We start from the raw sequence: 22,782 nt of genomic DNA, 5'->3' as shown, positions 1-22,782 counted from the left end.
AGAACGTAAAAAAGGACGTAAACATGAGTGATTCTCTAACCGCCCAGCAGTTGTTACGCATCCGTAGTAAACTTGAGACTGTGGTTGCCGAGCAACCCGACACGCGGGCAGCAACCGCAGCACAAGCGGCGTTGCAACGCATGCGCAGTGGTGAATATGGCTATTGCATTGAGTGTGGCGACGAAATTTCTGCGGCGCGGTTAGCAGCCAAACCAGAGGTCGAACTCTGCGTTGACTGCCAAGCCTTAAAAGACGAAGAAGAGGACGCTTAAGCGTCCTCTAACCGAGCTCCAACCTGCACTAAAGCGGCAAGTTTGCCGCTCATCACTAACGCTGCTGTGGCGCTAATATCCGGCGCGAAATACCGATCTTGATCATAAAAACTTACCCGCTCACGCAACAGCGCATGGGCTTGTTCGACCGCTGCTGACCCTCGCAATGGCCGCCGAAAATCAATCCCTTGTGCCGCTTCCAGTAACTCAATCGCGACGATATCACGAATGTTTTCGGCAATATCCGTCAACCGACGGGCGGCAAAGGTTGCCATCGACACATGATCTTCTTGGTTTGCCGACGTCGGTAAACTATCGACCGAGGCTGGATGTGCTAAGGTTTTATTCTCAGACGCCAATGCGGCAGCGGTCACTTGCGCCAGCATAAAGCCAGAATTCACTCCCCCATCGTTGACCAAGAACGGCGGTAAATTGCTCAAGTGATGGTCAATCAACAGCGCGCTACGGCGCTCAGACAAAGCGCCGATTTCGCTTGCCGCGATAGCTAAAATATCCGCTGCCATAGCGACTGGTTCGGCATGGAAATTACCCCCGGAAATAATGTCGCCGTTGTCGGGGAAGACCAATGGATTATCCGTGACGCCATTGGCTTCGCGCACCAAAATTTGGCTCGCGTGTTGCAGTTGATCGAACACGGCTCCCATGACCTGTGGCTGACAACGCAGCGAGTACGGGTCTTGCACCTTCTCACAGTCTTCATGCGCCGCGGCAATTTCAGAACTGTCACCGAGTAACTGACGGAAGCTCGCGGCTACCGCGATTTGTCCGGGTTGTCCGCGAGCCTCGTGAATACGCGCGTCAAACGGGGCGCGCGAACCCATCGCCGCTTCCACCGACATGGCACCCGCGACCAATGCACTGCCGAACACCTGTTCGATTTGGAACAGGCCGTGTAGCGCCAACGCAGTGGAGGCTTGGGTACCGTTCAGCAAGGCTAAACCTTCTTTTGGCGCTAACGCGAGTGGCTCCAAGCCAAGCTGGGCAAGACCTTGTTGCGCTGGCAAAATCTGTCCTTGATAACGCACTTCGCCTTCACCAATAAGAGGCAGCACTAAGTGCGCCAATGGCGCGAGGTCACCCGATGCACCCACCGAACCTTTACTGGGCACGCAAGGATACATTTCGGCATTTAATAATTGCTGTAACAGCTCGATGACTTGTAAACGAATGCCCGAAAAGCCACGACTGAGGGAGTTAATCTTCAGTAATAACATCAGGCGCACGACTCGGTCGTCCATCAATGCGCCAGTACCGGCGGCATGTGACAACACGATGCGGCGCTGCAGATCTTCCAGCTTTTCCGGTGGAATGCGTGTATTTGCTAACAAACCGAAGCCGGTGTTGATGCCATAAACAACTTTGCCTTTACGCAGCACTTCAGCGACGGTGGCGGCAGAGCTGTCAATTGCTAGTTTGGCAGCGTCATGCAGATGCAGCTGCTGCGGTTGCTGCCACCAGTTGCGCAAATCGCTGAGTGTCAAAGTACCTGGTTGTAAGGTTAGGGTGCTCATGCTTTGCCCTCCACCATAGGTAAATCAAGACCTTGTTCACGCGCACAATCGATGGCGATGTCGTAACCCGCATCGGCATGACGCATAACGCCGGTACCTGGGTCATTCCAGAGCACGCGACCAATACGGGTAGCTGCCGCGTCAGTACCATCGGCAACAATCACCACACCAGCGTGCTGTGAATAACCCATGCCAACGCCGCCGCCATGATGCAGACTTACCCAAGTGGCACCGCCAGCGGTGTTCAAGAGTGCATTCAACAACGGCCAGTCCGAAACTGCGTCGGAGCCGTCGAGCATACTTTCGGTTTCACGGTTCGGGCTAGCCACCGAGCCGGAATCGAGGTGGTCACGACCGATGACAATCGGTGCTGATAATTCACCATTTTTGACCATCTCGTTGAAGGCTTGCGCAATCCGTGCTCGGTCTTTCAGACCAATCCAACAAATACGCGCCGGCAAGCCTTGGAAGCTGATGCGTTCACGCGCCATGTCGAGCCAATTGTGCAGATGTGGGTCATCTGGGATCAGCTCTTTCACTTTAGCGTCGGTTTTGTAGATGTCTTCTGGGTCACCGGACAACGCGACCCAGCGGAATGGGCCTATGCCTTGGCAAAACAATGGACGAATATAGGCGGGTACGAAACCAGGGAAATCGAACGCATGTTCGACGCCGACGTCTTTTGCCATTTGCCGAATATTATTGCCGTAATCGAGCGTAGCCGCACCGCGCTCTTGTAGCGTCAGCATGGCGCGAACTTGCACTGCCATAGCCTGTTTGGCGGCAGCAACTGTACCGGTTGGATCAGCTTCTTGCTGCTGCTGATATTTTTCTAGCGTCCAGCCTTGTGGCACATAACCATGTAATGGATCATGCGCTGACGTTTGGTCGGTAACCACGTCTGGCGTAATGTTACGCTTGACTAATTCAGCATACACGTCGGCAGCATTGCCAAGCAGGCCTACTGAAATAGCGCGACCGTCTTGCTTAGCTTGTTCAAGTAACTGTAAGGCTTCATCAAGTGATGTGGCTTTGTGATCAAGGTAGCGTGTGCGCAGACGAAAATCGATACGCGATTCGTCGACTTCAACCGCAAGCATGCTATACCCGGCCATGGTCGCAGCAAGCGGCTGCGCACCGCCCATACCACCGAGACCACCAGTGAGGATCCAACGGCCACTGGTGTCGCCATTAAAGTGCTGTTTCGCGACCGCAACAAAGGTCTCGTAAGTGCCCTGCACAATCCCTTGCGAACCGATGTAAATCCACGAGCCCGCGGTCATTTGTCCGTACATCATCAAGCCCTGCTTATCGAGCTCGTTAAAGTGCTCCCAGTTGGCCCATTGCGGGACTAAATTAGAGTTGGCAATCAGTACCCGTGGGGCATCTTCGTGGGTCGGGAACACCCCGACTGGCTTACCAGATTGAATCAACAAAGTTTCCGTTGGCTTCAAGCGCTCAAGCACTTCTACAATTTTATCGAAACTCTCCCAGCTGCGCGCGGCGCGACCAATACCACCATACACCACCAGTGCTTGCGGGTGCTCGGCAACTTCAGCGTCAAGATTATTCATCAACATACGCTTGGCGGCTTCGACCTGCCAATTGCAGGTGGTGAGTTCGCTACCGCGTGGGGCACGAATCGAACGACTTGGATCGAGTCGAGTAAAGCTCATAATAGATTCCTTTTATGAAAATTGCAGATGCCCACCCAGACTAAAACGCGAGCCAGGGTGAGTCAGAATTGCGTAAGTGACTACGCCGCCAGCACTCCAAGTGCGCCGCTGGATGCGTAAGCAGGGTTCAGGGCGGCTGAGCTGTAGCCATTGACAGAGTTGATGCGATGGCATCACGGCTTCAATTTGATGGCTGGCTTCGGTGAGTGGTTGCACCTCACACAGGTATTCGTGCGGCGTCATTTGATCGTAACGCTGCTGCAAATAATCAGGCACTAAATCAGGATTCACGTAACGCTCTTCGACCTGCACCGGCAAGTTATTTTCAAAGTGGCTAATCACCGAGTGATACACCATATCGCCGGGCTGTTTATTGAGCATTTCCGCGACGTGATCGTCGGCATGTTCGCGGCGCAGCACATGTACTTTGGCATGATAATCATGCTCGCGACCACGGATCTCATCGGCGATGTTACGAATCGCCATAAACGAGGTTTGCGATTTGATCGGTGCTACGACCGTACCCGAGCCTTTGGTACGCAATACCAGACCTTCGTCCGCCAGCTCTTGTAAAGCGCGGCGCGCGGTCATGCGACTTACCTTAAACTGCAGCGCCAGAGCATTTTCCGAGCTTACCGGGTGATGTTCTGGCCATTCACCGGTGGCGATTTTGTCGTAAATGTGCTTTTTGATTGCGGAATACTTGGCCATACGAAGTGCCTTGCTGTAATGAAAGCCAGCGCTTGCAAGCAGGTGTCGCAAGCGTAATCATGTGCTAAAGTGTAGGCAAATCTAATTGTATATACAAGATGGCAGAGGGAGAAATTTGTATGGCACCGCAATCGCAACGTTTACATCACTGTCGCGCTGCCACGATGCACGCAGACAGCGGTTATGGCTTGCTTGAAGATGCCGTGATTGACCTACAAGACGGTTACATCACCTTTGTCGGTCAGCGCGCCGATGCGCCGCCCCCAACTGCTGGAACTGAACTCGTTGACTGTGAGGGTGGCTTGGTCACCCCAGGTCTGATTGATTGCCACACGCATCTGGTATGGGCGGGTTCGCGCGCGGATGAGTTTGCCCAACGCCTGCATGGTGCGAGTTATGCTGACATTGCCGCGCAAGGTGGCGGCATTGCCGCGACCGTCCGCGCCACCCGTGCAGCCAGCCTAGCAGAACTAGTAGCCGTCAGCCGCCCGCGGCTTGAGGCACTGTTGCGTGAGGGCGTGACCACCATCGAAATCAAATCAGGTTATGGTTTGTCGCTTGAGCATGAGCGCAAACAATTACAAGCCGCGCGCCAGTTAGCCACCGACTATCCAGTCAGTGTCGCAACTACGTTGTTAGCGGCACATGCATTGCCACCCGAATATCGTGATCGCGGTGACGACTACATTGATCTGATCGTCAGCGAAATCTTACCCACGCTTGCTGCTGAAGGGTTAGTCGATGCGGTGGATGCTTTTTGCGAATCAGTTGGTTTTAGCCCAGCGCAAACAGAACGGGTATTCGTGGCCGCTCGCGCACTCGATCTTCCGGTCAAGCTGCATGCGGAACAATTGACCAATCAGCATGGCAGCGCACTGGCTGCACGCTATCAAGCGTTGTCCTGTGATCACCTCGAACAACTGGATGAAGCCGGCGTTAAAGCAATGGCGGCCAGCGGCACCGTTGCTGTTATGCTTCCCGGAGCCTTCTACTTTTTGCGCGACACGCAGGTGCCACCACTGGAATTGCTGCGGCAGCACCAAGTACCCATCGCCTTAGCGACCGATGCGAACCCCGGCACTTCACCGATCCTGAGTTTACAGTTGATGCTACAAATGGGGGCGACTTTGTTTCGTATGACCCCCGAGGAATGTTTACGCGGGGTCACCGTCAACGCTGCCAAAGCGCTGGGCTACTCAGATAGAGGTGTGCTGAAAGCGGGCTTGCGTGCAGATATCTGTTGTTGGAACGTCAGCGACCCGGCCGAGCTGAGCTATCAGTTCGGTACGGATCGATTAACGAGTTGCTGGTATCAGGGTGTGCGACGTTGAGCGCCAGCAAGGTAAGCAAGTACTAACTCACTGAGTAATTGGGCGCAGGCCATATCGCCGGCTTCGCGCCCAGCAGGGTGCAAACTTGGCGCAGCTTCGGCAAGGTGTAAATAGCGTACATTCGCTAGCGTGGCCAAGGTAGCCACATAAGCATAACCCTGTGCAATTGTCAGCCCGTTGAAATTAATCGCGCTGGCGGGCACGCCTTGCAACGCGTCAACATCGACTTCAATTCCTAGTGGGCGCTGCCAAGCCTGAGCTTGCGCGGCACAAGCAGTCAAAATCTGTTGACTGTCGTGCAAGTAAAATTCATGGACACTGTGATAGGTGAAGCCGGCTGCGGCTAATTGCTTGAGACTCTCGGCATTGTTCTTACCAGGGTGCAGGCCGACCACATGATAGTTCGCTAGGTAACCTTCGGTGTGGGCATAACTAAAGCCATTGCCACTGTGGCGTCCCTCACGGGCACGAAAATCGGCGTGTGGATCAAGATTCATTGCCGCTACCGGCTGCTCGACCGCTTCACTGAGGCTGCGTAACAGTGGGTACGCGTTATTATGGCCCCCGCCTATTAGAATCACTTGCCAACCGTTGTTAAACAGCGGCGCGAGCACTTGCATGACGCGTTGGTCGAGTTGCGCGCAGAGCTCGCGTAGCTGGTTCAGTTGCGAAGCATCGTTGGTGCGCAGTGCCGCGGCTTGTTGTTGCAGATCACTACACTCAACTTGTCCCACCAGCAATAATTCATGACTGGCAATCGCCGCTGAGGCTTGCAGATTGCATAGGCCCCGCAGTGCTGCAGACCAAGCAGTTTCTGCACCGCCACGACCTAAATTAGCTCGCGGGCCAATGCTTTCAGGAACACCAAGCAGCGCAATGCGCGCGCCTTGTTGCCAAGCATCAGCGAGTTCAGTTTCGTAGGTCTGCAAAGAACTTACCGCGGGTAATGCGGCAAGGGTTTGTCCGAGGCGGACTTCGCCGGCCCGTGGCGTGCACCACGCAGCCGGATCACAAGCCGTTAGGTACATCGGTTATTCGATGTCGAGCGGTTCAGGTGACAAGATCACGCCGGTCGTGTCGGCATACAAATGATCTTCAGGTAAGAAGGTTACGCCGGCAAAATTAACCGCAACGTCAACTTCACCGATGCCTTCGGCTGGGGCGCCGACCGGAATCGATGCCACTGCCATGATACCGAGATCGAGCTCATCTAAAGCATCGACGTCGCGCACCGCACCATAGCAAACGATACCTTCCCAATCGTTATCGAGTGCCATTTCGGCCACTGCAACATCTATCAGTGCACGTCGATTCGAGCCGCCACCATCAATCAGTAATACTTTACCGGTGCCCGGTTGTTGTACCACTTCTTCGATGACGCCTTTGTCTTCAAAGCACTTCACTGTCACTAATTGACCGCCGAACGATACCCGACCACCGTAGTGAATGAACATTGGTTCAAGCACATCGACCATGTCTGGGTACAGATCGCAAAGCTCCGAAGTATTGTATTCCATCGCCGTTCCCCTGCTGGTTGCTTTAACTCACATGAGTTGTTGCTTCGCCAACAGTATAGCCCTTTATCGGCTGCGGCAAAAGCACGGTAAGTGCTTAGCCGCTATAAAATAAAGCGGCTAAGATCTTCGTCTTGCGCAAGCTTGCCGAGATGATCGTCAACATAGCTCGCATCAATGCGAATAGTGTCACCTTGTAGGTCGCTGGCACGGAACGAGACGTCTTCCATGAGACGCTCGAGCACGGTATGCAAGCGGCGTGCACCAATGTTTTCCGTGGTCTCATTGACGTGGAACGCGGTCTCCGCGATGCGTTGAATGCCGTCTTCAGTGAATTCAACGGTGACGCCTTCGGTTGCCATCAAGGCAATGTATTGGGTCGTCAGCGAAGCATTTGGCTCAGTCAGAATCCGCACAAAATCACCGCTAGTCAGCGCATCAAGTTCTACCCGAATCGGCAGACGACCCTGTAATTCAGGGATTAAGTCTGACGGCTTCGACATCTGGAAGGCGCCTGACGCAATAAACAAAATATGGTCGGTTTTCACCATGCCATGCTTGGTCGATACCGTAGTGCCCTCGACCAACGGCAAAAGATCGCGCTGAACACCTTCGCGCGATACATCCGGACCGCTAACGTCACCGCGCTTACAAATCTTGTCAATTTCATCCAAAAACACGATGCCGTTCTGCTCTACCGAGTGCAGGGCTTGTTCCTTCACTTCCTCAGGGTTGAGCATTTTTGCCGCTTCCTCTTCAACCAACTGCTTGAATGCATCCTTGATCTTCAGCTTGCGCGGCTTGCTTTTTTCTTTGCCGAGGTTCTGGAACATGCTTTGCAATTGCGAAGTCATTTCTTCCATGCCTGGCGGGGCCATAATTTCGACGCCCATCCCCGGCATCGCAATATCGATTTCGATTTCTTTGTCGTCGAGTTGACCTTCACGTAACTTCTTGCGGAACACTTGGCGCGTACCACTTTGTTCAGTCTTGGTTTGCTCTTCGTCAGCCCAGCCTTTTGCCGGTGGCAACAAGGCATCCAAGATGCGTTCTTCGGCCGCTTCCTCGGCGCGAAAACGTACTTTCTGCATCATCTGTTCACGCGTTTGCTTGACCGCAGTGTCGGTCAGATCGCGGATGATCGACTCAATTTCTTTACCAACATAACCCACTTCGGTGAATTTAGTCGCTTCAACTTTAATAAAAGGAGCGTTCGCCAATTTCGCCAACCGGCGGGCGATTTCGGTCTTACCTACGCCAGTAGGACCTATCATCAAGATATTCTTCGGCGTCACTTCTTGCCGCAGATCATCACCTAACTGCATACGGCGCCAGCGATTACGCAACGCAACCGCAACGGCTTTCTTGGCATTGTCTTGGCCAATAATATGACGGTTCAGTTCATCAACGATTTCGCGGGGGGTCATATCAGACATTTACTACTGACTCCTGTTCTTCAATGGTCACGAAACCATTGGTATAAATACAAATATCGCCGGCAATGCCGAGTGCCTTTTCGACAATGTCACGCGCGCCCAGCTCGGTATTCTCGAGCAATGCACGGGCTGCGGCTTGCGCATAAGGCCCGCCAGAACCAATCGCGATCAGGTCGTTTTCTGGCTGAATGACGTCGCCGTTCCCCGAAATAATCAGCGAGGTGTGCTTGTCAGCGACCGCCAGCAAGGCTTCAAGTCGACGCAGCGCACGGTCGGTGCGCCAGTCTTTAGCAAGCTCAACAGCGGCCCGCATCAAGTTACCTTGATGTTGCTCAAGCTTGCGTTCAAACCTTTCAAATAGGGTAAAAGCATCGGCGGTGCCGCCAGCAAAACCGGCGATAACTTGGTCGTTGTAGAGGCGGCGTACCTTACGCACATTGCCTTTCATAACGGTGTTGCCAAGCGTGGCTTGACCATCGCCGCCGATGACAACTTTGTCACCGCGACGGACTGAAACGATAGTAGTCACACATACATCCTCTTGTTGCTATGCAACCGTTATGAGGACGAAATCTGCGAATTCAATGGTAACGAGGGTTAAAGATTCCAGTTCCAGATCTGGCAACCGTAAATTTTTGCCCGTTGTAACTTATGCCGATCGATTTCAGCAGCGCGCTTGGTCTCGTAGGGACCGAGCACGACCCGATACCAAGTACCGCCGTTCGATGGATAGATTTGACTCTCTAGCCCTTGCAATGCAATCGCGGCACGCAGCCGCTCCGCGTCGGCTTGACTGCGAAACGAGCCGCATTGCATGAGCTTCGGTGGCCCCAGCTCGCGCTCAGGCACATCGACTTCAACTTCAAGGTTTTCTAGCTCTTCAATGTACTGCCAGCGCTCTTCTGGCTTTTCCGGCATCGGCTCTGCAGTTACCGCCGGTTGGGTACCAGTGGGGGCGGCAGGCACCTGCAACGGTACTTGCTCGGCCGCATCATTACCCGAGGAAATAGCGCGCAAGCCAAACACCATCGCCAGCACCAGCACAATCGCCAACACCACCATCGCCCAAGGTACTTGACGCTGTGGCGCCTGATTCTTCTTGCCACTAGCATTGCCTCTTGGCTTGCGTTGCGGCGGGCGTTTGCGATTGGCGTAATCCATGCTTACATCTTATCCAGTGTTTGAATACCTAGTAATTGCAGACCTTGTTGTAAGGTTTTCGCAGTTAATGCGGCTAACTTCAAGCGACTTTGTTGCACTTCTGCTTGCTCGGCCTGCAAAATCGGGCAGGCTTCATAGAAGCTCGAAAACGCTCCCGCCAGCTCAAATAAGTAGCCGCACAAGAAATGCGGCATGGCTTTGTTGGCCACGCTGTGCACCACCTCGTTGAAGCGTACCAACACGTTCGCTAATGCTTGCTCACGCTCGTCTTCAATAATAAAGCCACCGGTAATTGCAGTCGGCTCAACACCGGCTTTAGCGAATACGCTCATCACGCGGGTATAGGCGTACAACAAGTATGGCGCTGTGTTGCCCTCAAAGCTGAGCATGGTGTCCCAGTCGAAAATGTAATCGCTGGTCCGGTTTTTCGATAGATCGGCGTATTTGACCGAGCTAATGCCGACCACTTTGGCGATCTCTGCTTGTTCGGCCGCGCTTAAGCTTGGGTTTTTATCTTGCACTAATGCTAAGGCACGCGCTTCAGCTTGATCAAGCAAGTCCGCCAACTTGGTCACGCCACCATCGCGGCTCTTATAGGGGCGACCGTCTTTACCCATTACGGTACCGAAACCGTAGTGGTCCATTTGTAGGTCGGGACGAGCGAACCCGGCCTTGCGTGCTAAGGTGAAAATTTGTTGAAAGTGTAGACCTTGGCGTTGATCCACAAAGTACATGAGGTGGTCGCCACCTAGTTCATTTTGGCGATAACGCACCGCTGCCAAATCGGTGGTTGCATACAAGTAACCGCCGTCTGACTTTTGCACGATAACAGGTAAGGCTTCGCCATCTTTATTTTTGAATTCGTCTAAGAATACACATTGTGCGCCTTGGTCTTCCACCAACAAACCTTGTGCCCGCAGATCGGCAACCACTTGCGCCAGATCATCATTGTAGGCACTTTCCGCCATCACATCAGCGCGGGTCAGTTGCACCCCTAAGCGGTCATAGACTTCTTGGCAATGGCTCAAGGAAACATCGATAAACTGCTGCCATAAGGCTCGGCATTTGGCATCGCCCGACTGTAACGCCACCACCAACTCGCGCGCACGGTTGGCAAACTCAGGACTTTCATCGAAACGTTTTTTAGCTGCTTTGTAGAAGGTCTCAAGGTTACTGAGTTCCAGCTCCAGTTCTGAACCTTCGAGTTCTTCCATGTGCGCCAGCAACATTCCAAACTGCGTACCCCAGTCACCGACATGGTTTTGGCGAATGACGGTGTGGCCGAGAAATTCTTCGATTCGCGCAACTGCATCACCAATAATCGCTGAACGCAGATGGCCCACGTGCATTTCTTTAGCGAGATTTGGCGATGAATAGTCAATGACAATGCGTTTTGCCTGTTCGGCTGGCTCGACGCCAACCTTGGCGTCTTGATAGGCATGCTCAAGTTGCTGCAATAATTGTTGTTGGCTCACGACAAAGTTAATAAAACCGGGTCCGGCAATGGTGGTTTCCGCCACTAAATTGTTGCTTGGCAATGCGGCAATCAATGCTTCGGCCAACGCCCGTGGGTTCATACCCGCTGGTTTGGCAAGCATTAGCGCTAAGTTGGTGGCAAAGTCGCCATGACTCTTGTCGCGTGGGCGGTCTAACTGAATCCGAGGTTCAAGCTCAGCGGGTAAGCTGCCTTGCTGTTTCAGGGTGGCCACCGCGGCCGCCAACAATTGTTCCAACTGCTCTTTCATGCCTTTAACCTTTCATTGTCGGGAAACCGCGGCATTTTACTAGCTAAAGTCCTGCGGGTCTACGTCCAACGACCAGCGGACTTTGCGTAATTCAGTGAGGGCTTCCAACTTGGGTAACACATGCTGGAGCACTTGTTGCCGCAGGCCGCGTTGTTGACACTGTAACAGCAACTGATAGCGGTAGCGACCCGCGCGGCGCTCCATTACTGCTGGCATGGGTCCCAGCACGACTAAATCAGGATGTTGCGGGATTTGCGCGGCAATGGTTTGTAAGGCTTGCAGAGCTTGCTGAGCGTCATGGGCTTCAGCACGAAACAATGCTAGCTGGCCAAACGGCGGTAGTTGCGTCAGTTTGCGTTCTTGCAGTAAGGAGCGCGCAAAAGCGGAGTAACCGTTGTGCACCAGATCCTGCAGCAAATCATGTTCGGGGTGATGGGTTTGCAATACCACTGTACCTTGCTGGCTGGCCCGCCCAGCGCGTCCGGCGACTTGGGTAATTAACTGGCCTAGCCGTTCGGCGGCACGAAAATCCGCACTATATAATGCACCATCAATATCTAGCAAAGCGACCAAAGTCACGTGCGGAAAATGGTGACCTTTGGCGATCATTTGCGTGCCGACCAGAATCGGGAATTTGTTGTCGGTGGCATCGCTGAGATGCTTCTGCAGGCTGCCTTTACGACGGGTGCTATCGCGATCAATGCGCAGTACTGGATAGTCTGGAAAAAGTTCGGCTAACGTCTGCTCAAGTTGCTCGGTACCAACCCCTCGGCCGACCAGTTGGGTCGAACCACAATCATGACATTGTAGCGGTAAGCGTTGCTGATCGCCGCAGTGATGGCACTGCAACATGTGCTGACGTTGATGGACCGTGTAATAAGCATCACAGCGTCGACATTGGGCTAACCAGCCGCACTCATGGCATAGCAGTGATGGGGCATAGCCGCGCCGATTCAAGAACACTAACACTTGCTGACCGCGTTCAAGCTCGGCACGCATACGATCGATTAACGTCACCGACAGCCCCGCTTTTAGTGGCATGTTTTTGATATCCAGCACGGTTTGCCGGGCTGGTTTCGCTTGCCCAGCACGCTGGGTCAACTGTAAATGCACATAGCGCTGTTGCAGCGCATTGTTGAGGGTTTCAAGTGCTGGCGTTGCGGTACCCAAAATGACCGGCACCTGCTCTTGCTGACCACGCACCACCGCGAGATCACGCGCGTGGTAGCGAAAACCGTCTTGTTGTTTCAGTGAACTATCGTGTTCTTCATCGACAATGATCATGCCGAGCTTAGCAAAGGGCGTGAATACCGCCGAACGAGTGCCGATAACAATCGCTGCGTTGCCATGCTTGGCGTCAAGCCAAGCGTCGAGGCGTTCGCGGTCGGTGAGGGCACTGTGCAGCATCACAATCGGCACTTGGAAGCGCTGCTGAAAACGCCGCAGCGTTTGTGGCGTTAAGCCAATTTCCGGCACCATCACCAACACTTGCTTGCCGCGGCGCAACACGTCTGCCATAGCTTGCAAATAAACCTCGGTCTTGCCGCTACCGGTCACCCCTTCAAGTAAATAGGTTTGCGGCTTACGGGCGGCACCGATGGCCGCCACTGCTAACGCTTGCTCCGGATTCAACTGCAGAGGTTCGGCACCGATTGCAAATGCCCATTCACCATCACCCACCGGTTGATAGGTGAATGCTTCAATAAGTTCTTTATCCTGCAAAGCCTTGAGTGCAGCAGCGGAAAATTCTTGTGCACTGATGTCGCGGCGCAACAACACACCTTTGCGCAGCGCCGCGAGTAACCGTTGTTGTTGTGGTGCGCGCCGCAGTTCGTTGAGCTCACAACGGGCACCCTGCGCCGTCACGCGAAAGCCTTGGGTGGTTTGATAATTGGCCGCCTCGCCTTGGCGCAATAACACCGGCAACGCATGGTGCAGCACTTCCCCTAACGGGTGCTGATAGTAGTCGGAGGCCCAATGCAAGAGTCGCCACAAAGCGGGAGTAAATACCGACTCTGGGTCGATCACTTGCTGCACGGCTTTGCGTTTCACCTGTGGGTCTGGCTGCTGCGCCACGCCCAAACACACACCCACCAACTGGCGGTTACCAAAGGGTATTTTCACGCGTGCACCAAGTTCGGGTGCGCCGACACAGTCGTAGTCGAAAGCGCGAGCAAGTGGCACCGGCACCGCTACTTTAATAACGGTGCTGGCTGCAGCAGAATTGTCAGCGTGGTTCGATAGGCTTGGCATAACGGCTATTGTGCGGTGTGGCGCGACCTTGCGCAAGCGCGATCCAATGCTTGATCATTACTTTGCCTTCGGGTAGAATTCGCGCCCTATTTAATGACGATAAGTCGTAATTTTAACCACGTATGGTGTCCGGCAACAGATCGGATGGCGATGCGGCCTAACTGAGGTAACCCCTATGAAACCAGGTATTCATCCTAAGTACGAAGAAATGAAAGTTAGCTGCTCGTGTGGCAACACTTTCGTGACCCGTTCGACCAAAGGCGGCGAATTGCACCTTGACGTATGTTCAGAGTGTCACCCGTTCTACACTGGCCAACAACGCGTTGTTGACACTGGTGGTCGTATCGACAAATTCAACAAGCGTTTCAGCGTGTTGGGTAGCAAGAAGTCTTCGTAAAATACGACTTACTGCGAAAAATTCAAGAAAAGGCGCCAAAAGGCGCCTTTTTTTATAGCTATTGCCGCCCCAGACACTAGCTATATTGACTTTACCCCTGGTGTGTTTTTGTGCACCTTTACACTTATCTTGCGTTTGCGTGACCGCAATCGGCACGCGTTCTATGAGGTAAGATTTGTTATTCCGTACCAAGCCTCTACAATGGCAGCTATTCACTTAATGAATGTTGACTATTGCGGTCACTTCTAGGCTACAAGGTACGGAACTTCATGGCAGATTTTCGCAAACAAGCACTCGACTATCACGCATACCCAACCCCCGGCAAAATCAGCATCGAGCTGACCAAGCCGGCTGAAACCAGCAAAGACTTAGCCCTTGCTTACAGTCCCGGGGTAGCGGAGCCGGTGCGTGCGATTGCCGAAAATCCTGACGACGTGTACCGCTACACCGCCAAAGGCAACTTAGTCGCGGTGATTTCCAACGGTACTGCAATCTTGGGCTTAGGCAATCTTGGCCCGATGGCATCGAAGCCCGTCATGGAGGGTAAAGCGCTATTGTTCAAGCGGTTTGCTGGACTCGATGCGATTGACATTGAAGTCACCCACCGCACCACCCAAGACTTTATCAACACGGTCGCCAACATCGCCGATAGCTTCGGTGGGGTGAATCTTGAAGACATCAAAGCGCCAGAATGCTTTGAAATTGAAGAAGCCCTGGTCGAGCGTTGTGATGTGCCGATTTTTCACGATGACCAACACGGCACTGCGATTGTCACCGCTGCTGGTTTGCTGAACGCGCTGGAGATTCAAGGCAAAGAATTGCGTAAATCGCAAATCGTTTGCTTAGGTGCGGGGGCGGCGGCGATTGCCTGTATGGAACTGCTGATCAAGTGCGGCGCGCAGCGTGAGCATATTTACATGCTCGATTCAAAAGGGGTGATTCATACCCGTCGTGACGACTTAAACCCTTACAAATCTTTGTTTGCCAATAACACCGACAAACGCACGCTTGAAGACGTGATTACCGAAGCTGACGTATTTGTCGGTGTTTCCGGTCCGAATCTGTTGAGCCCTGAGGCGCTAAAGCTAATGGCGGACAAGCCCATTATCTTCGCCTGTTCGAATCCAGACCCCGAGATTAAACCAGAGCTTGCCCATGGCGTGCGCGACGATTTGATTATGGCAACTGGACGCTCTGATTATCCGAATCAGGTCAATAATGTATTGTGCTTCCCGTTTATTTTCCGGGGTGCGCTCGATGTTCGCGCGAAATCGATTAATGATGAAATGAAAATTGCTGCAGTTGAGGCGATTCGCCAATTAGCCAAAGAACCGGTACCGGAATCGGTGCTCAAAGCAGCCGGCGTCGATAAACTTGAATTCGGCGTCGATTACATCATTCCGAAACCGATTGACCCACGCCTGAAAACCCGAGTTTCAAAGGCAGTGGCAGAAGCGGCGGTCGCCTCTGGCGCAGCGCGCATCGATTTACCGAAAAACTATATGAATGACTAAAATTTCAGCAAAAACTGACGATTATTCCTAGATAGTCGTTAATATTCATGTTCCTATGCTGGTTGGAATTACCAAGAGTGGCAATTTCAATCAGCAACTTGGACTATGGATATGACTTTAGGTGAACTCCTCAAACAACACCGCGCTCAACAACAATTGAGCCAAGCCGACCTCGCTGAAAAGATGGGGATTGAGCAATCTTACTTATCGAAACTTGAAGGTGATCGTTCGCTGCCTTCCGATGCTATCTTTACCGCTTGGCTGAGCGCGCTCGAGCTCTCAGTAGATGACGTTCTCACCCAGCTCGACAAGAGCTATCTGCATGCCAAACTCAGTCAACTCCCCGATGTGCAGCAATGGTTACGGGAACACTCGGTGCAGCGCCAAGTGCATGCGCGGCTACGCACGTACGTAGCTGTGTTCTTTATCGCCATTGCCGTGCCGTTATTTTATCTCGGTCAGCAAGCTTTGGTGTTTGATGACAGCGTTTACGAATATAACTCGCCGGGGCTAGTGATGCCTGGCGAGCGACCGGACATTTTCTATGCATGGCACCGCTTGAGTTTCCCCACCCAGGATGAACAGAACGCCTTTGCCAACGAGATGATCAAGCGCGAGGATCGGAAAATCCAATTACTCCGTCACTATCGCGGTGAGCAGTTCAATGAACCGATTGAGAATGCCCCGAATGACGGTTTTACTCGAACCTATTACCTGAAAAAGACGTTCGCTGAGCCACGCTGGCAGAACACTTTAATGCAAGCACTCGGACTCTTTTTCGGGGTGTTTGGGTTGGTGGCTTTGTTGATTGAACTTAAACGCAATAAAAATTAATACTTATGCTTGTTTTGTGAATTTCTATTCACTATAATTCAGTTGTTTTTAAGCCAACAACTGAATGGAAATGACGAAGCAAGAAACCATACAATGCGCTGTATTTGGAGCAAGTGGCTATAGTGGCGTTGAGCTTTTATGGTTATTGCATAATCATCCAAATTTTTCGTTGGCCTATGCATTTGGCTCCAGCGCACGTGAAGCAGAACCCATTAGCGCCCTGTATCCGCAGTTACAAGGACGTTGTGATGTTCTTCTGCAAGCTTGGCACTCGGACCTGTTGCCGCAACTCGCACAACAGGTTCGGGTGGCTTTTTTGGCGCTGCCCCACGAAGCTAGCGCCGAACTTGCCCCCTTACTCGTGGCGCAAGGCATCGTGGTCTTCGATCTATCCGGTGCATTCCGACTGAAGAATCCTGCCGTACATCAAGAAGCTTATGGCTTTGCTCAACCCAAGTTGTCACAAACCGTGCCTTATGGTTTGGCCGAATTTTCGCAATTAAATGGTCACGAGCCGTTAATTGCCGTACCGGGTTGCTACCCTACCGCAGCAGCACTAGCGATACGTCCCATTCGTCAATTACTCAGTGATAACTGTGTGCCGATTGTGAACGCTGTCAGTGGTGTTTCTGGCGCGGGACGCAAAGCACAGCCGCACACCAGCTTCTGTGAAGTCAGCTTGCAGGCTTATGGTGTTGCAAGTCATCGCCATCAGCCAGAGATCGCCCAGGCTGTGGGTCGCGACGTGCTATTTGTGCCCCATCTTGGCAACTTTATGCGCGGTATTTTGGCAACGATTTATTTGCAGTTGAAAGACGAGGTGCGCGCCAGCGCTATTGAAGATAGCTACGCCGCCTGTTATGCCGACCAACCTTTGGTGCGTATGGTGCAAAAGCCACCGAGTATTCAACAAGTGGCGGGCACACCGTTTTGCGATATTTACTATAAGCAGCATCAACAACAGCTGATTATCTGTGTGGCCATCGATAACTTACTCAAAGGGGCGGCGGCGCAGGCGCTGCAACTGGCGAATCAGTATTTTAGTCTGCCTAGCACTACTGGTTTGCTGCAGGTAGGAGCGGTGCTATGAGTACGCCGCTGGTGGTTAAAGTAGGCGGTCGGGTACTCACCGATACGCAATCATTGCAGCAATTAATGCACACCGTGCAACGCTTGGCGGCGCTACGTCCATTGGTGCTGGTGCACGGTGGCGGTGATCAAGTTCAAGCCTTGCTCACGCAACTGGGCGAAAGCTCGAGCAAAACCGCTGGACAGCGCGTGACGCCAGCCGCCCATATTCCAATTGTGGCAGGCGTGCTGGCAGGCGATATCAACAGCCAATTGTGCTGCTTGGCGCAAACTTTGGGCTTACGGGCGGTCGGCCTCACCTTGCAGGCGGGGGGCACCGCGGTGTGCACCGTTGACAGTGCACGCGGCGCGGTGGGTATTCCGCAGCCCGGTGATAGTCGTTTGTTGCAACTGCTGCTCGATCAAGATTATTTACCCATTGTCAGCTCACTCGGAGCCAGTGCTGACGGTCAACGCCTTAACGTCAATGCTGACCTTGCCGCTGCGGTAGTCGCGCAGGTGCTTGGCGCTGACTTGATTCTACTCACCGATGTGCCTGGCATTCTTGATGCCAATGGCAATCTCATCGAACACATTTGTGCCGCTGATGCGCCCCAACTCATCGCCGACAACGTTGTACGGGACGGCATGGTGGTGAAGCTTGAAGCGGCACTACTGGCAGCCCGAACATCGCGACGAAGCATCGCGGTGGCCGGTTGGCAAGACGCCAACGCGCTGACCCGATTGGCAAAGGGTGAAGCTGCCGGTACCCGCATTCGCAACTAATTCGCCGAGTCGTTCCTGACTTCAGGATTCGCAATTTATTTAATTTGGAAAGAACCCATGCATGATTTATTAACGATGCGCTCACTTGATAGCGCACAGGTTGCCCACTTATTAGATTTGGCGCAGACCATAAAGCAGCGGCCTAGCGCGTGGCAGCATTATTTACAAGGCAAGAGTATCGCCTTGGTATTTGAGAAGCCGTCGTTACGCACCCGCGCTAGCTTCGCCGCTGGCATTAACCGCTTGGGCGGTCACAGTATTTATTTGGAAGCCGCTAACTTGATGGGTGAACGTGAGCCAGCCAGCGATGTCGGCGCAAATCTTGCGCTGTGGCACGATGCTATTGTCGCTCGTGTCTATTCGCAAGCAACCCTCGATGAACTTGCTGCCGCATCGGGTAAGCCGGTCATCAATGCGTTAAGCGATGAGTGTCATCCGTGCCAAGCTTTAGCGGATTTGCTGACGCTTAAAGAGCAACTCGGCGACCTGAGCAAAGTCACTCTGACCTATATCGGCGACGGTGCCAACGTTTGCCATGCGCTGATGGCGGCCGCCGCCGCCGCGGGTATGACCCTACAAGTCGTGACGCCAGAAGGCTATGAACCCCGCGCTGATTTGCTGGCCCAAGCACAACAAGTCGCCGCTGCCAATGGCGGTAGTGTGACCCTGCATCACGATTTCAAACAGTTGCAACAATCTGATGCTATTTATACCGATACTTGGTTCTCGATGGGGCAACAACGTGACACCAATCAGGTCATGCATGACTTCGCACCGTTTCAGGTGAATCAAGATTTAATGCAGCAGTTGGGTGCTAAGTACTTTATGCACTGCTTGCCAGCTTATCGTGGCCGTGAAGTCACGGCCGAAGTCATTGATGGCCCGCAGTCCTTGGTACTGCATCAAGCCGAAAACCGTTTACACGCACAAAATGCCGTTTTAGTTGAATTAATTGCTGGAGTGACCGCATGAGCACGCAAAAATCTGTAGAAAAAGTTGTTTTGGCCTACTCAGGTGGTCTTGATACTTCGGCGATTGTGCCGTGGTTAAAAGAAAATTATGACTGCGAGGTGGTCGCCTTTGTCGCCGATGTAGGCCAAGGTGACGAAGAGCTCGCTGGAGTTGAAGAAAAAGCCATTGCGTCAGGCGCGAGTAGCTGTCACATCGTTGACTTAAAAGAAAAATTCGTGAATGACGTGATCTTTCCGACACTCAAAACCGGCGCTATTTATGAAGGTCAGTACTTGCTTGGGACCGCCTTGGCGCGGCCGATCATTGCCGAAGCACAAGTGGCAGTGGCGCGCGCCGTCGGCGCCGATGCCCTTGCCCATGGTTGCACCGGTAAAGGCAACGACCAAGTCCGCTTCGAGTCAGCCTTCGCCGCGTTAGCACCTGATTTGCACGTGATTGCGCCTTGGCGGGAGTGGAGCATGCGCAGTCGTCCACAATTATTAGCCTATTTGGCTGAGCGCAATATTCCTTGCAGCGCATCAGCGACCAAAATTTACAGCCGTGATGCTAATTTATGGCACATTTCTACCGAGGGTGGTGAGCTAGAAGATCCGTGGAATGCACCTACAGCGCAAGTATGGACCTGGACTGCGGAACCTGAAGCTGCGCCGAATACCCCTGAATATCTAACCTTGTCATTTAAGCAGGGCGAATGGGTGGCACTCAATGGTGAGGCTATCGAGCCGGTCGGCGCTATCGAAGCGCTCAACAAGGTAGCAGGCGCCCATGGCGTTGGCCGTTTAGATATGGTGGAAAACCGTTTGGTCGGGATGAAATCGCGGGGCTGCTACGAAACCCCTGCTGGCGCTGTGCTGTTCGCGGCACTGCAAGGGCTTGAGAGTCTGGTACTTGACCGCACCACGCAAGATTATCGCATCCGTTTAGGCAACGAGTTTGCCCAGCTGCTCTATGATGGGCGCTGGTTTACGCCGCTGCGCGAAATCATGCTCGCGGCAGCACACAAGTTGGCCGAACCACTGACCGGCGACATCGTAGTTAAGCTCTATAAAGGCCAAGTCACAGTGACTCAGAAACGTTCACCGAATAGCCTCTATTCGAATGCCTTTGCTACTTTTGACGAAGACGAAGTCTATAATCAACAGCATGCGGAAGGTTTTATCCGGCTGTACAGTCTAGCGGCGCGGATCCGCGCTCTACACCAGCAATCCGATGAGGCATCGTCATGAGTTTATGGGGTGGACGCTTCAGCGCACCCAGTGCTGCTGAGTTCAAACAGTTTAATGATTCGCTGCGTTTCGATTACGTCCTTGCGCCGTTTGATATTCAAGCGTCGCAAGCATGGGCGAAGAGCTTGCAACAGGCTGGGCTCCTCACCAGCGCTGAGCAACAGCAGTTGCACGACGCCTTGGGCGACTTGCTAAAAGCCGTGCAAGCCAATCCAGAACTACCGCTCAAAAGTGACGCAGAAGACATTCATAGTTGGGTCGAAGCCCAGTTGATCGACAAAATCGGTGCCACCGCCAAACGTCTGCATACCGGACGCAGCCGCAACGATTTAGTCGCAACCGACCTGCGCTTGTTTTGTAAGGCAACCTGCGAACAGTTAATTAATGCCAACCTCGCGGCCATTCAGCAGTTGCTGCTGTTCGCGGAGCGCTACCAAGCAGCGCCTTTACCTGGCTATACACATTTACAACGGGCGCAACCGATCATGGCAGGGCATTGGGCTTTGGCGTATGTGCAGATGCTGCAGCGCGATGTTAGCCGACTAAAAGAAATGCGTAAGCGTGCCGATGTGTGCCCGCTCGGTAGCGGTGCACTGGCAGGTACCACCGCGGCTATCGACCGGGAAGCTTTAGCGCACGAACTAGGATTTCGCTTTGCCAGCGAAAATAGTCTCGATGGCGTTTCCGACCGTGATTTCGCGTTGGATATTTTGCACTGCGCAGCCACTGGCATGTTGCACTTGTCACGCATTGCCGAAGACGTGATCTTCTATTGCTCTGGCGAGTCGGGCTGTTTTGCCATGAGTGACCGGATTAGCAGCGGCTCGTCACTGATGCCGCAGAAAAAGAACCCCGATTTATTCGAATTACTGCGCGGCAAAACCGGTCGCGTATTGGGTCAACAGCATGCCCTACAAACCACTTTGAAAGGCTTGCCACTGGCTTACAACAAAGACATGCAAGAAGACAAAGAAGGTTTGTTTGATGCCCTGCAAACTTATCAACAGTGTTTGCAGATGCTGGCTTTTGCCATGCCGGAACTCAGCGTCAACGAGGCCCATGCCAAGCAACAAGCCCAGTTGGGTTACAGCAACGCCACCGAGTTTGCCGACTACCTGGTCAGCAAAGGCATGCCGTTCCGCGACGCCCACCATGTTACCGGTCAAGCCGTGCTCTTCGCCCAGCAGCAAGGGCAGCCCCTTGAAGATCTCGATATCGACACGTTACGTGGCTTTTCTGACTTAATCGAGCCAGATGTCTACGCGTTCCTCGAACTTGATTACGGACTAGAGCAACGTCGCGCAATCGGCGGTACCGCGCCAAGTGCGATTAAAACCGCATTAAAACATGCCAACGATTGGTTGCATGCCGCAGAGGCCGCCAGCAAACACGTGCGCCAAGCACGCTTGAGCGACGCCGATAAGATCTGTGAATTGATTGCTTACTGGGCGGCGCAAGGCGAAAACTTGCCGCGCGATAAAGCCGATGTGTTGCAAGCGATCCAGAGCTTTGCGGTAGCGGAAATTGACGATGAGGTGGTAGGTTGTGCCGCACTTTACGTGTACAGCACCGGCTTAGCAGAAATTCGCAGTCTGGGTTTGTTCCCGCAGGCGCAAGGTAAAGGCATGGGGGCTGAATTAGTGGCGTTTTTGCTATGGAAAGCCCGTGAACTGGGGATTACGCGAACCATCGTCCTGACCCGCGTACCCGAATTTTTTGGCAAGCTTAACTTCCGCCTGACGGTCAAAGATAAGCTGCCAGAAAAAGTCATGAAAGACTGCGAATTGTGTCCACGCAAAGATAACTGCGACGAAACCGCGCTCGAGTATCTGCTCTAGGTTACTCGAGCTCGTCGTCCGCTGGAATCGGCAAGCCGCGACGCTTTAATTCGTCGCGTACCGAGGCTGGAATTTTGTGTGGATTGTCTTTGCGTAAATCGTCATCTTCCGGCAGCGGTTGCCCAGTGAAGGCATGTAAAAACGCCTCGCAGAGCAATTCGCTGTTGGTGGCATGACGTAAGTTCTTGACTTGCCGACGGGTGCGCTCGTCGGTCAGCACTTTCAGTACACGGGTAGGAATTGAGACGGTAATCTTCTTTACCTTCTCACTTTTTTGTCCGTGTTCTACATACGGATAGATATACTCGCCATCCCACTCCATTTTGCGCCCCTGCTGTTGTTATTGTGTACACCAGTGAATTGTACCGTGCAAAAACATTCCGTCAACTTTATACGCTTAGCTGTCTATACGGCTTAATTCTGCTAACCTTGGGTCAAGACGCTTTATTGCACAGTTCGCTCACCGTATAATCGCAACTTTTATACTTTGATACTCGCATACTGGAGAACGCAGAC

General features: G+C 53.0%; 21 protein-coding genes. 10 read left to right on the top strand and 11 right to left on the bottom strand.

The features are described 5' to 3' along the window. Positions 1–23 precede the first annotated feature (23 nt). Positions 24–272 (top strand): TraR/DksA family transcriptional regulator, encoded by a 249-nt coding sequence (locus IDAT_RS03325; protein WP_034730478.1) that lies wholly within the window; start codon positions 24–26, stop codon positions 270–272. On the opposite strand, the gene hutH is transcribed toward IDAT_RS03325, so the two are convergent. The 3 genes from hutH to hutC are packed head-to-tail and all read right to left on the bottom strand — an operon-like array spanning position 269 to position 4,191. Next, complete coding sequence (gene hutH / locus IDAT_RS03320; protein ID WP_034730476.1) at positions 269–1,804, bottom strand: histidine ammonia-lyase; 1,536 nt, start codon at positions 1,802–1,804, stop codon at positions 269–271. The two genes, IDAT_RS03325 and hutH, sit on opposite strands and share 4 nt — an antisense overlap. Beyond that, entirely contained in the window at positions 1,801–3,480 is a 1,680-nt protein-coding gene (gene hutU, locus IDAT_RS03315) for a urocanate hydratase (RefSeq protein ID WP_034730473.1), read from the bottom strand. Before hutU ends, hutH begins: the two co-directional genes overlap by 4 nt. A gap of 12 nt (positions 3,481–3,492) precedes the next feature. Further along, complete coding sequence (hutC, locus tag IDAT_RS03310) at positions 3,493–4,191, bottom strand: histidine utilization repressor (protein WP_034730472.1); 699 nt, start codon at positions 4,189–4,191, stop codon at positions 3,493–3,495. 119 nt (positions 4,192–4,310) lie between these two features. Here hutC and hutI point away from each other — a divergent pair, with 119 nt between their 5' ends. Next, positions 4,311–5,522 (top strand): imidazolonepropionase, encoded by a 1,212-nt coding sequence (gene hutI, locus IDAT_RS03305; protein ID WP_034730469.1) that lies wholly within the window; start codon positions 4,311–4,313, stop codon positions 5,520–5,522. Here hutI and IDAT_RS03300 read toward each other — a convergent pair. The 7 genes from IDAT_RS03300 to priA all read right to left on the bottom strand — a co-directional run bounded on the left by IDAT_RS03300 (position 5,504) and on the right by priA (position 13,631). Further along, positions 5,504–6,550 (bottom strand): formimidoylglutamase, encoded by a 1,047-nt coding sequence (locus tag IDAT_RS03300; protein WP_034730467.1) that lies wholly within the window; start codon positions 6,548–6,550, stop codon positions 5,504–5,506. The two genes, hutI and IDAT_RS03300, sit on opposite strands and share 19 nt — an antisense overlap. Before the next feature lie 3 nt (positions 6,551–6,553). Next, entirely contained in the window at positions 6,554–7,039 is a 486-nt protein-coding gene (gene rraA, locus IDAT_RS03295; RefSeq protein ID WP_034730465.1) for a ribonuclease E activity regulator RraA, read from the bottom strand. Between the two features lie 101 nt (positions 7,040–7,140). Next, positions 7,141–8,472: an HslU--HslV peptidase ATPase subunit gene (gene hslU, locus IDAT_RS03290; protein WP_034730463.1), complete on the bottom strand. Its 1,332-nt coding sequence runs from the start codon at positions 8,470–8,472 to the stop codon at positions 7,141–7,143. Further along, complete coding sequence (gene hslV, locus IDAT_RS03285; RefSeq protein ID WP_034730461.1) at positions 8,465–9,001, bottom strand: ATP-dependent protease subunit HslV; 537 nt, start codon at positions 8,999–9,001, stop codon at positions 8,465–8,467. Before hslV ends, hslU begins: the two co-directional genes overlap by 8 nt. A 68-nt stretch (positions 9,002–9,069) precedes the next feature. Continuing rightward, positions 9,070–9,633, bottom strand: a complete 564-nt coding sequence (locus IDAT_RS03280) for an SPOR domain-containing protein (protein ID WP_034730459.1) — start codon at positions 9,631–9,633, stop codon at positions 9,070–9,072. 2 nt (positions 9,634–9,635) lie between these two features. Further along, entirely contained in the window at positions 9,636–11,378 is a 1,743-nt protein-coding gene (gene argS / locus IDAT_RS03275) for an arginine--tRNA ligase (protein ID WP_034730457.1), read from the bottom strand. A gap of 39 nt (positions 11,379–11,417) precedes the next feature. Next, positions 11,418–13,631, bottom strand: a complete 2,214-nt coding sequence (gene priA, locus IDAT_RS03270; protein ID WP_051986544.1) for a primosomal protein N' — start codon at positions 13,629–13,631, stop codon at positions 11,418–11,420. Between the two features lie 175 nt (positions 13,632–13,806). On the opposite strand from priA, the gene rpmE reads away from it, so the two are divergent. The 8 genes from rpmE (at position 13,807) to argH (ending at position 22,266) form a co-directional block, all read left to right on the top strand. Next, positions 13,807–14,028: a 50S ribosomal protein L31 gene (gene rpmE / locus IDAT_RS03265; protein ID WP_034730455.1), complete on the top strand. Its 222-nt coding sequence runs from the start codon at positions 13,807–13,809 to the stop codon at positions 14,026–14,028. Between the two features lie 269 nt (positions 14,029–14,297). After that, positions 14,298–15,542: a malic enzyme-like NAD(P)-binding protein gene (locus tag IDAT_RS03260; protein ID WP_034730453.1), complete on the top strand. Its 1,245-nt coding sequence runs from the start codon at positions 14,298–14,300 to the stop codon at positions 15,540–15,542. Positions 15,543–15,647: 105 nt separating this feature from the next. Then, positions 15,648–16,376, top strand: a complete 729-nt coding sequence (locus IDAT_RS12940; RefSeq protein WP_051986543.1) for a helix-turn-helix domain-containing protein — start codon at positions 15,648–15,650, stop codon at positions 16,374–16,376. A gap of 70 nt (positions 16,377–16,446) precedes the next feature. Beyond that, positions 16,447–17,466, top strand: a complete 1,020-nt coding sequence (gene argC, locus IDAT_RS03250; RefSeq protein WP_034730794.1) for an N-acetyl-gamma-glutamyl-phosphate reductase — start codon at positions 16,447–16,449, stop codon at positions 17,464–17,466. After that, positions 17,463–18,230 carry an acetylglutamate kinase gene (argB, locus tag IDAT_RS03245; protein WP_034730451.1) on the top strand — a complete coding sequence of 256 codons (768 nt, stop codon included), beginning with the start codon at positions 17,463–17,465 and terminating at the stop codon, positions 18,228–18,230. Before argC ends, argB begins: the two co-directional genes overlap by 4 nt. Positions 18,231–18,287: 57 nt before the next feature. Continuing rightward, positions 18,288–19,202 (top strand): ornithine carbamoyltransferase, encoded by a 915-nt coding sequence (gene argF / locus IDAT_RS03240; protein WP_034730449.1) that lies wholly within the window; start codon positions 18,288–18,290, stop codon positions 19,200–19,202. Further along, a complete protein-coding gene (locus IDAT_RS03235) occupies positions 19,199–20,428 on the top strand; it encodes an argininosuccinate synthase (RefSeq protein WP_034730447.1) in 1,230 nt (409 codons plus the stop codon). Before argF ends, IDAT_RS03235 begins: the two co-directional genes overlap by 4 nt. Beyond that, a complete protein-coding gene (gene argH / locus IDAT_RS03230; protein WP_034730446.1) occupies positions 20,425–22,266 on the top strand; it encodes an argininosuccinate lyase in 1,842 nt (613 codons plus the stop codon). Before IDAT_RS03235 ends, argH begins: the two co-directional genes overlap by 4 nt. Before the next feature lies 1 nt (position 22,267). Here argH and metJ read toward each other — a convergent pair whose 3' ends face one another. Beyond that, positions 22,268–22,588, bottom strand: a complete 321-nt coding sequence (gene metJ, locus IDAT_RS03225; RefSeq protein WP_034730445.1) for a met regulon transcriptional regulator MetJ — start codon at positions 22,586–22,588, stop codon at positions 22,268–22,270. Positions 22,589–22,782: the final 194 nt, after the last annotated feature.

Source organism: Pseudidiomarina atlantica, assembly GCF_000753735.1.
In the GTDB taxonomy this organism is placed as follows: Bacteria; Pseudomonadota; Gammaproteobacteria; order Enterobacterales; family Alteromonadaceae; genus Pseudidiomarina; species Pseudidiomarina atlantica.
The sequence above is the reverse complement of the archived record's forward strand: the minus strand, read 5'-3'. Positions and strand labels throughout refer to the sequence as shown.

Bases quoted from the DNA above. Each gene is read 5' to 3' on its own strand.
- argF (WP_034730449.1), top strand. From the start codon at position 18,288: ATGCATGATTTATTAACGATGCGCTCACTTGATAGCGCACAGGTTGCC.
- hutH (WP_034730476.1), bottom strand. From the start codon at position 1,804: ATGAGCACCCTAACCTTACAACCAGGTACTTTGACACTCAGCGATTTG.
- IDAT_RS03280 (WP_034730459.1), bottom strand. From the start codon at position 9,633: ATGGATTACGCCAATCGCAAACGCCCGCCGCAACGCAAGCCAAGAGGC.
- argC (WP_034730794.1), top strand. From the start codon at position 16,447: ATGACGAAGCAAGAAACCATACAATGCGCTGTATTTGGAGCAAGTGGC.
- IDAT_RS03260 (WP_034730453.1), top strand. From the start codon at position 14,298: ATGGCAGATTTTCGCAAACAAGCACTCGACTATCACGCATACCCAACC.
- IDAT_RS03300 (WP_034730467.1), bottom strand. From the start codon at position 6,550: ATGTACCTAACGGCTTGTGATCCGGCTGCGTGGTGCACGCCACGGGCC.
- priA (WP_051986544.1), bottom strand. From the start codon at position 13,631: ATGCCAAGCCTATCGAACCACGCTGACAATTCTGCTGCAGCCAGCACC.
- IDAT_RS03325 (WP_034730478.1), top strand. From the start codon at position 24: ATGAGTGATTCTCTAACCGCCCAGCAGTTGTTACGCATCCGTAGTAAA.
- rpmE (WP_034730455.1), top strand. From the start codon at position 13,807: ATGAAACCAGGTATTCATCCTAAGTACGAAGAAATGAAAGTTAGCTGC.
- rraA (WP_034730465.1), bottom strand. From the start codon at position 7,039: ATGGAATACAATACTTCGGAGCTTTGCGATCTGTACCCAGACATGGTC.
- hutU (WP_034730473.1), bottom strand. From the start codon at position 3,480: ATGAGCTTTACTCGACTCGATCCAAGTCGTTCGATTCGTGCCCCACGC.
- IDAT_RS12940 (WP_051986543.1), top strand. From the start codon at position 15,648: ATGGATATGACTTTAGGTGAACTCCTCAAACAACACCGCGCTCAACAA.
- hslU (WP_034730463.1), bottom strand. From the start codon at position 8,472: ATGTCTGATATGACCCCCCGCGAAATCGTTGATGAACTGAACCGTCAT.
- argB (WP_034730451.1), top strand. From the start codon at position 17,463: ATGAGTACGCCGCTGGTGGTTAAAGTAGGCGGTCGGGTACTCACCGAT.
- argS (WP_034730457.1), bottom strand. From the start codon at position 11,378: ATGAAAGAGCAGTTGGAACAATTGTTGGCGGCCGCGGTGGCCACCCTG.
- IDAT_RS03235 (WP_034730447.1), top strand. From the start codon at position 19,199: ATGAGCACGCAAAAATCTGTAGAAAAAGTTGTTTTGGCCTACTCAGGT.
- metJ (WP_034730445.1), bottom strand. From the start codon at position 22,588: ATGGAGTGGGATGGCGAGTATATCTATCCGTATGTAGAACACGGACAA.
- hutI (WP_034730469.1), top strand. From the start codon at position 4,311: ATGGCACCGCAATCGCAACGTTTACATCACTGTCGCGCTGCCACGATG.
- hutC (WP_034730472.1), bottom strand. From the start codon at position 4,191: ATGGCCAAGTATTCCGCAATCAAAAAGCACATTTACGACAAAATCGCC.
- argH (WP_034730446.1), top strand. From the start codon at position 20,425: ATGAGTTTATGGGGTGGACGCTTCAGCGCACCCAGTGCTGCTGAGTTC.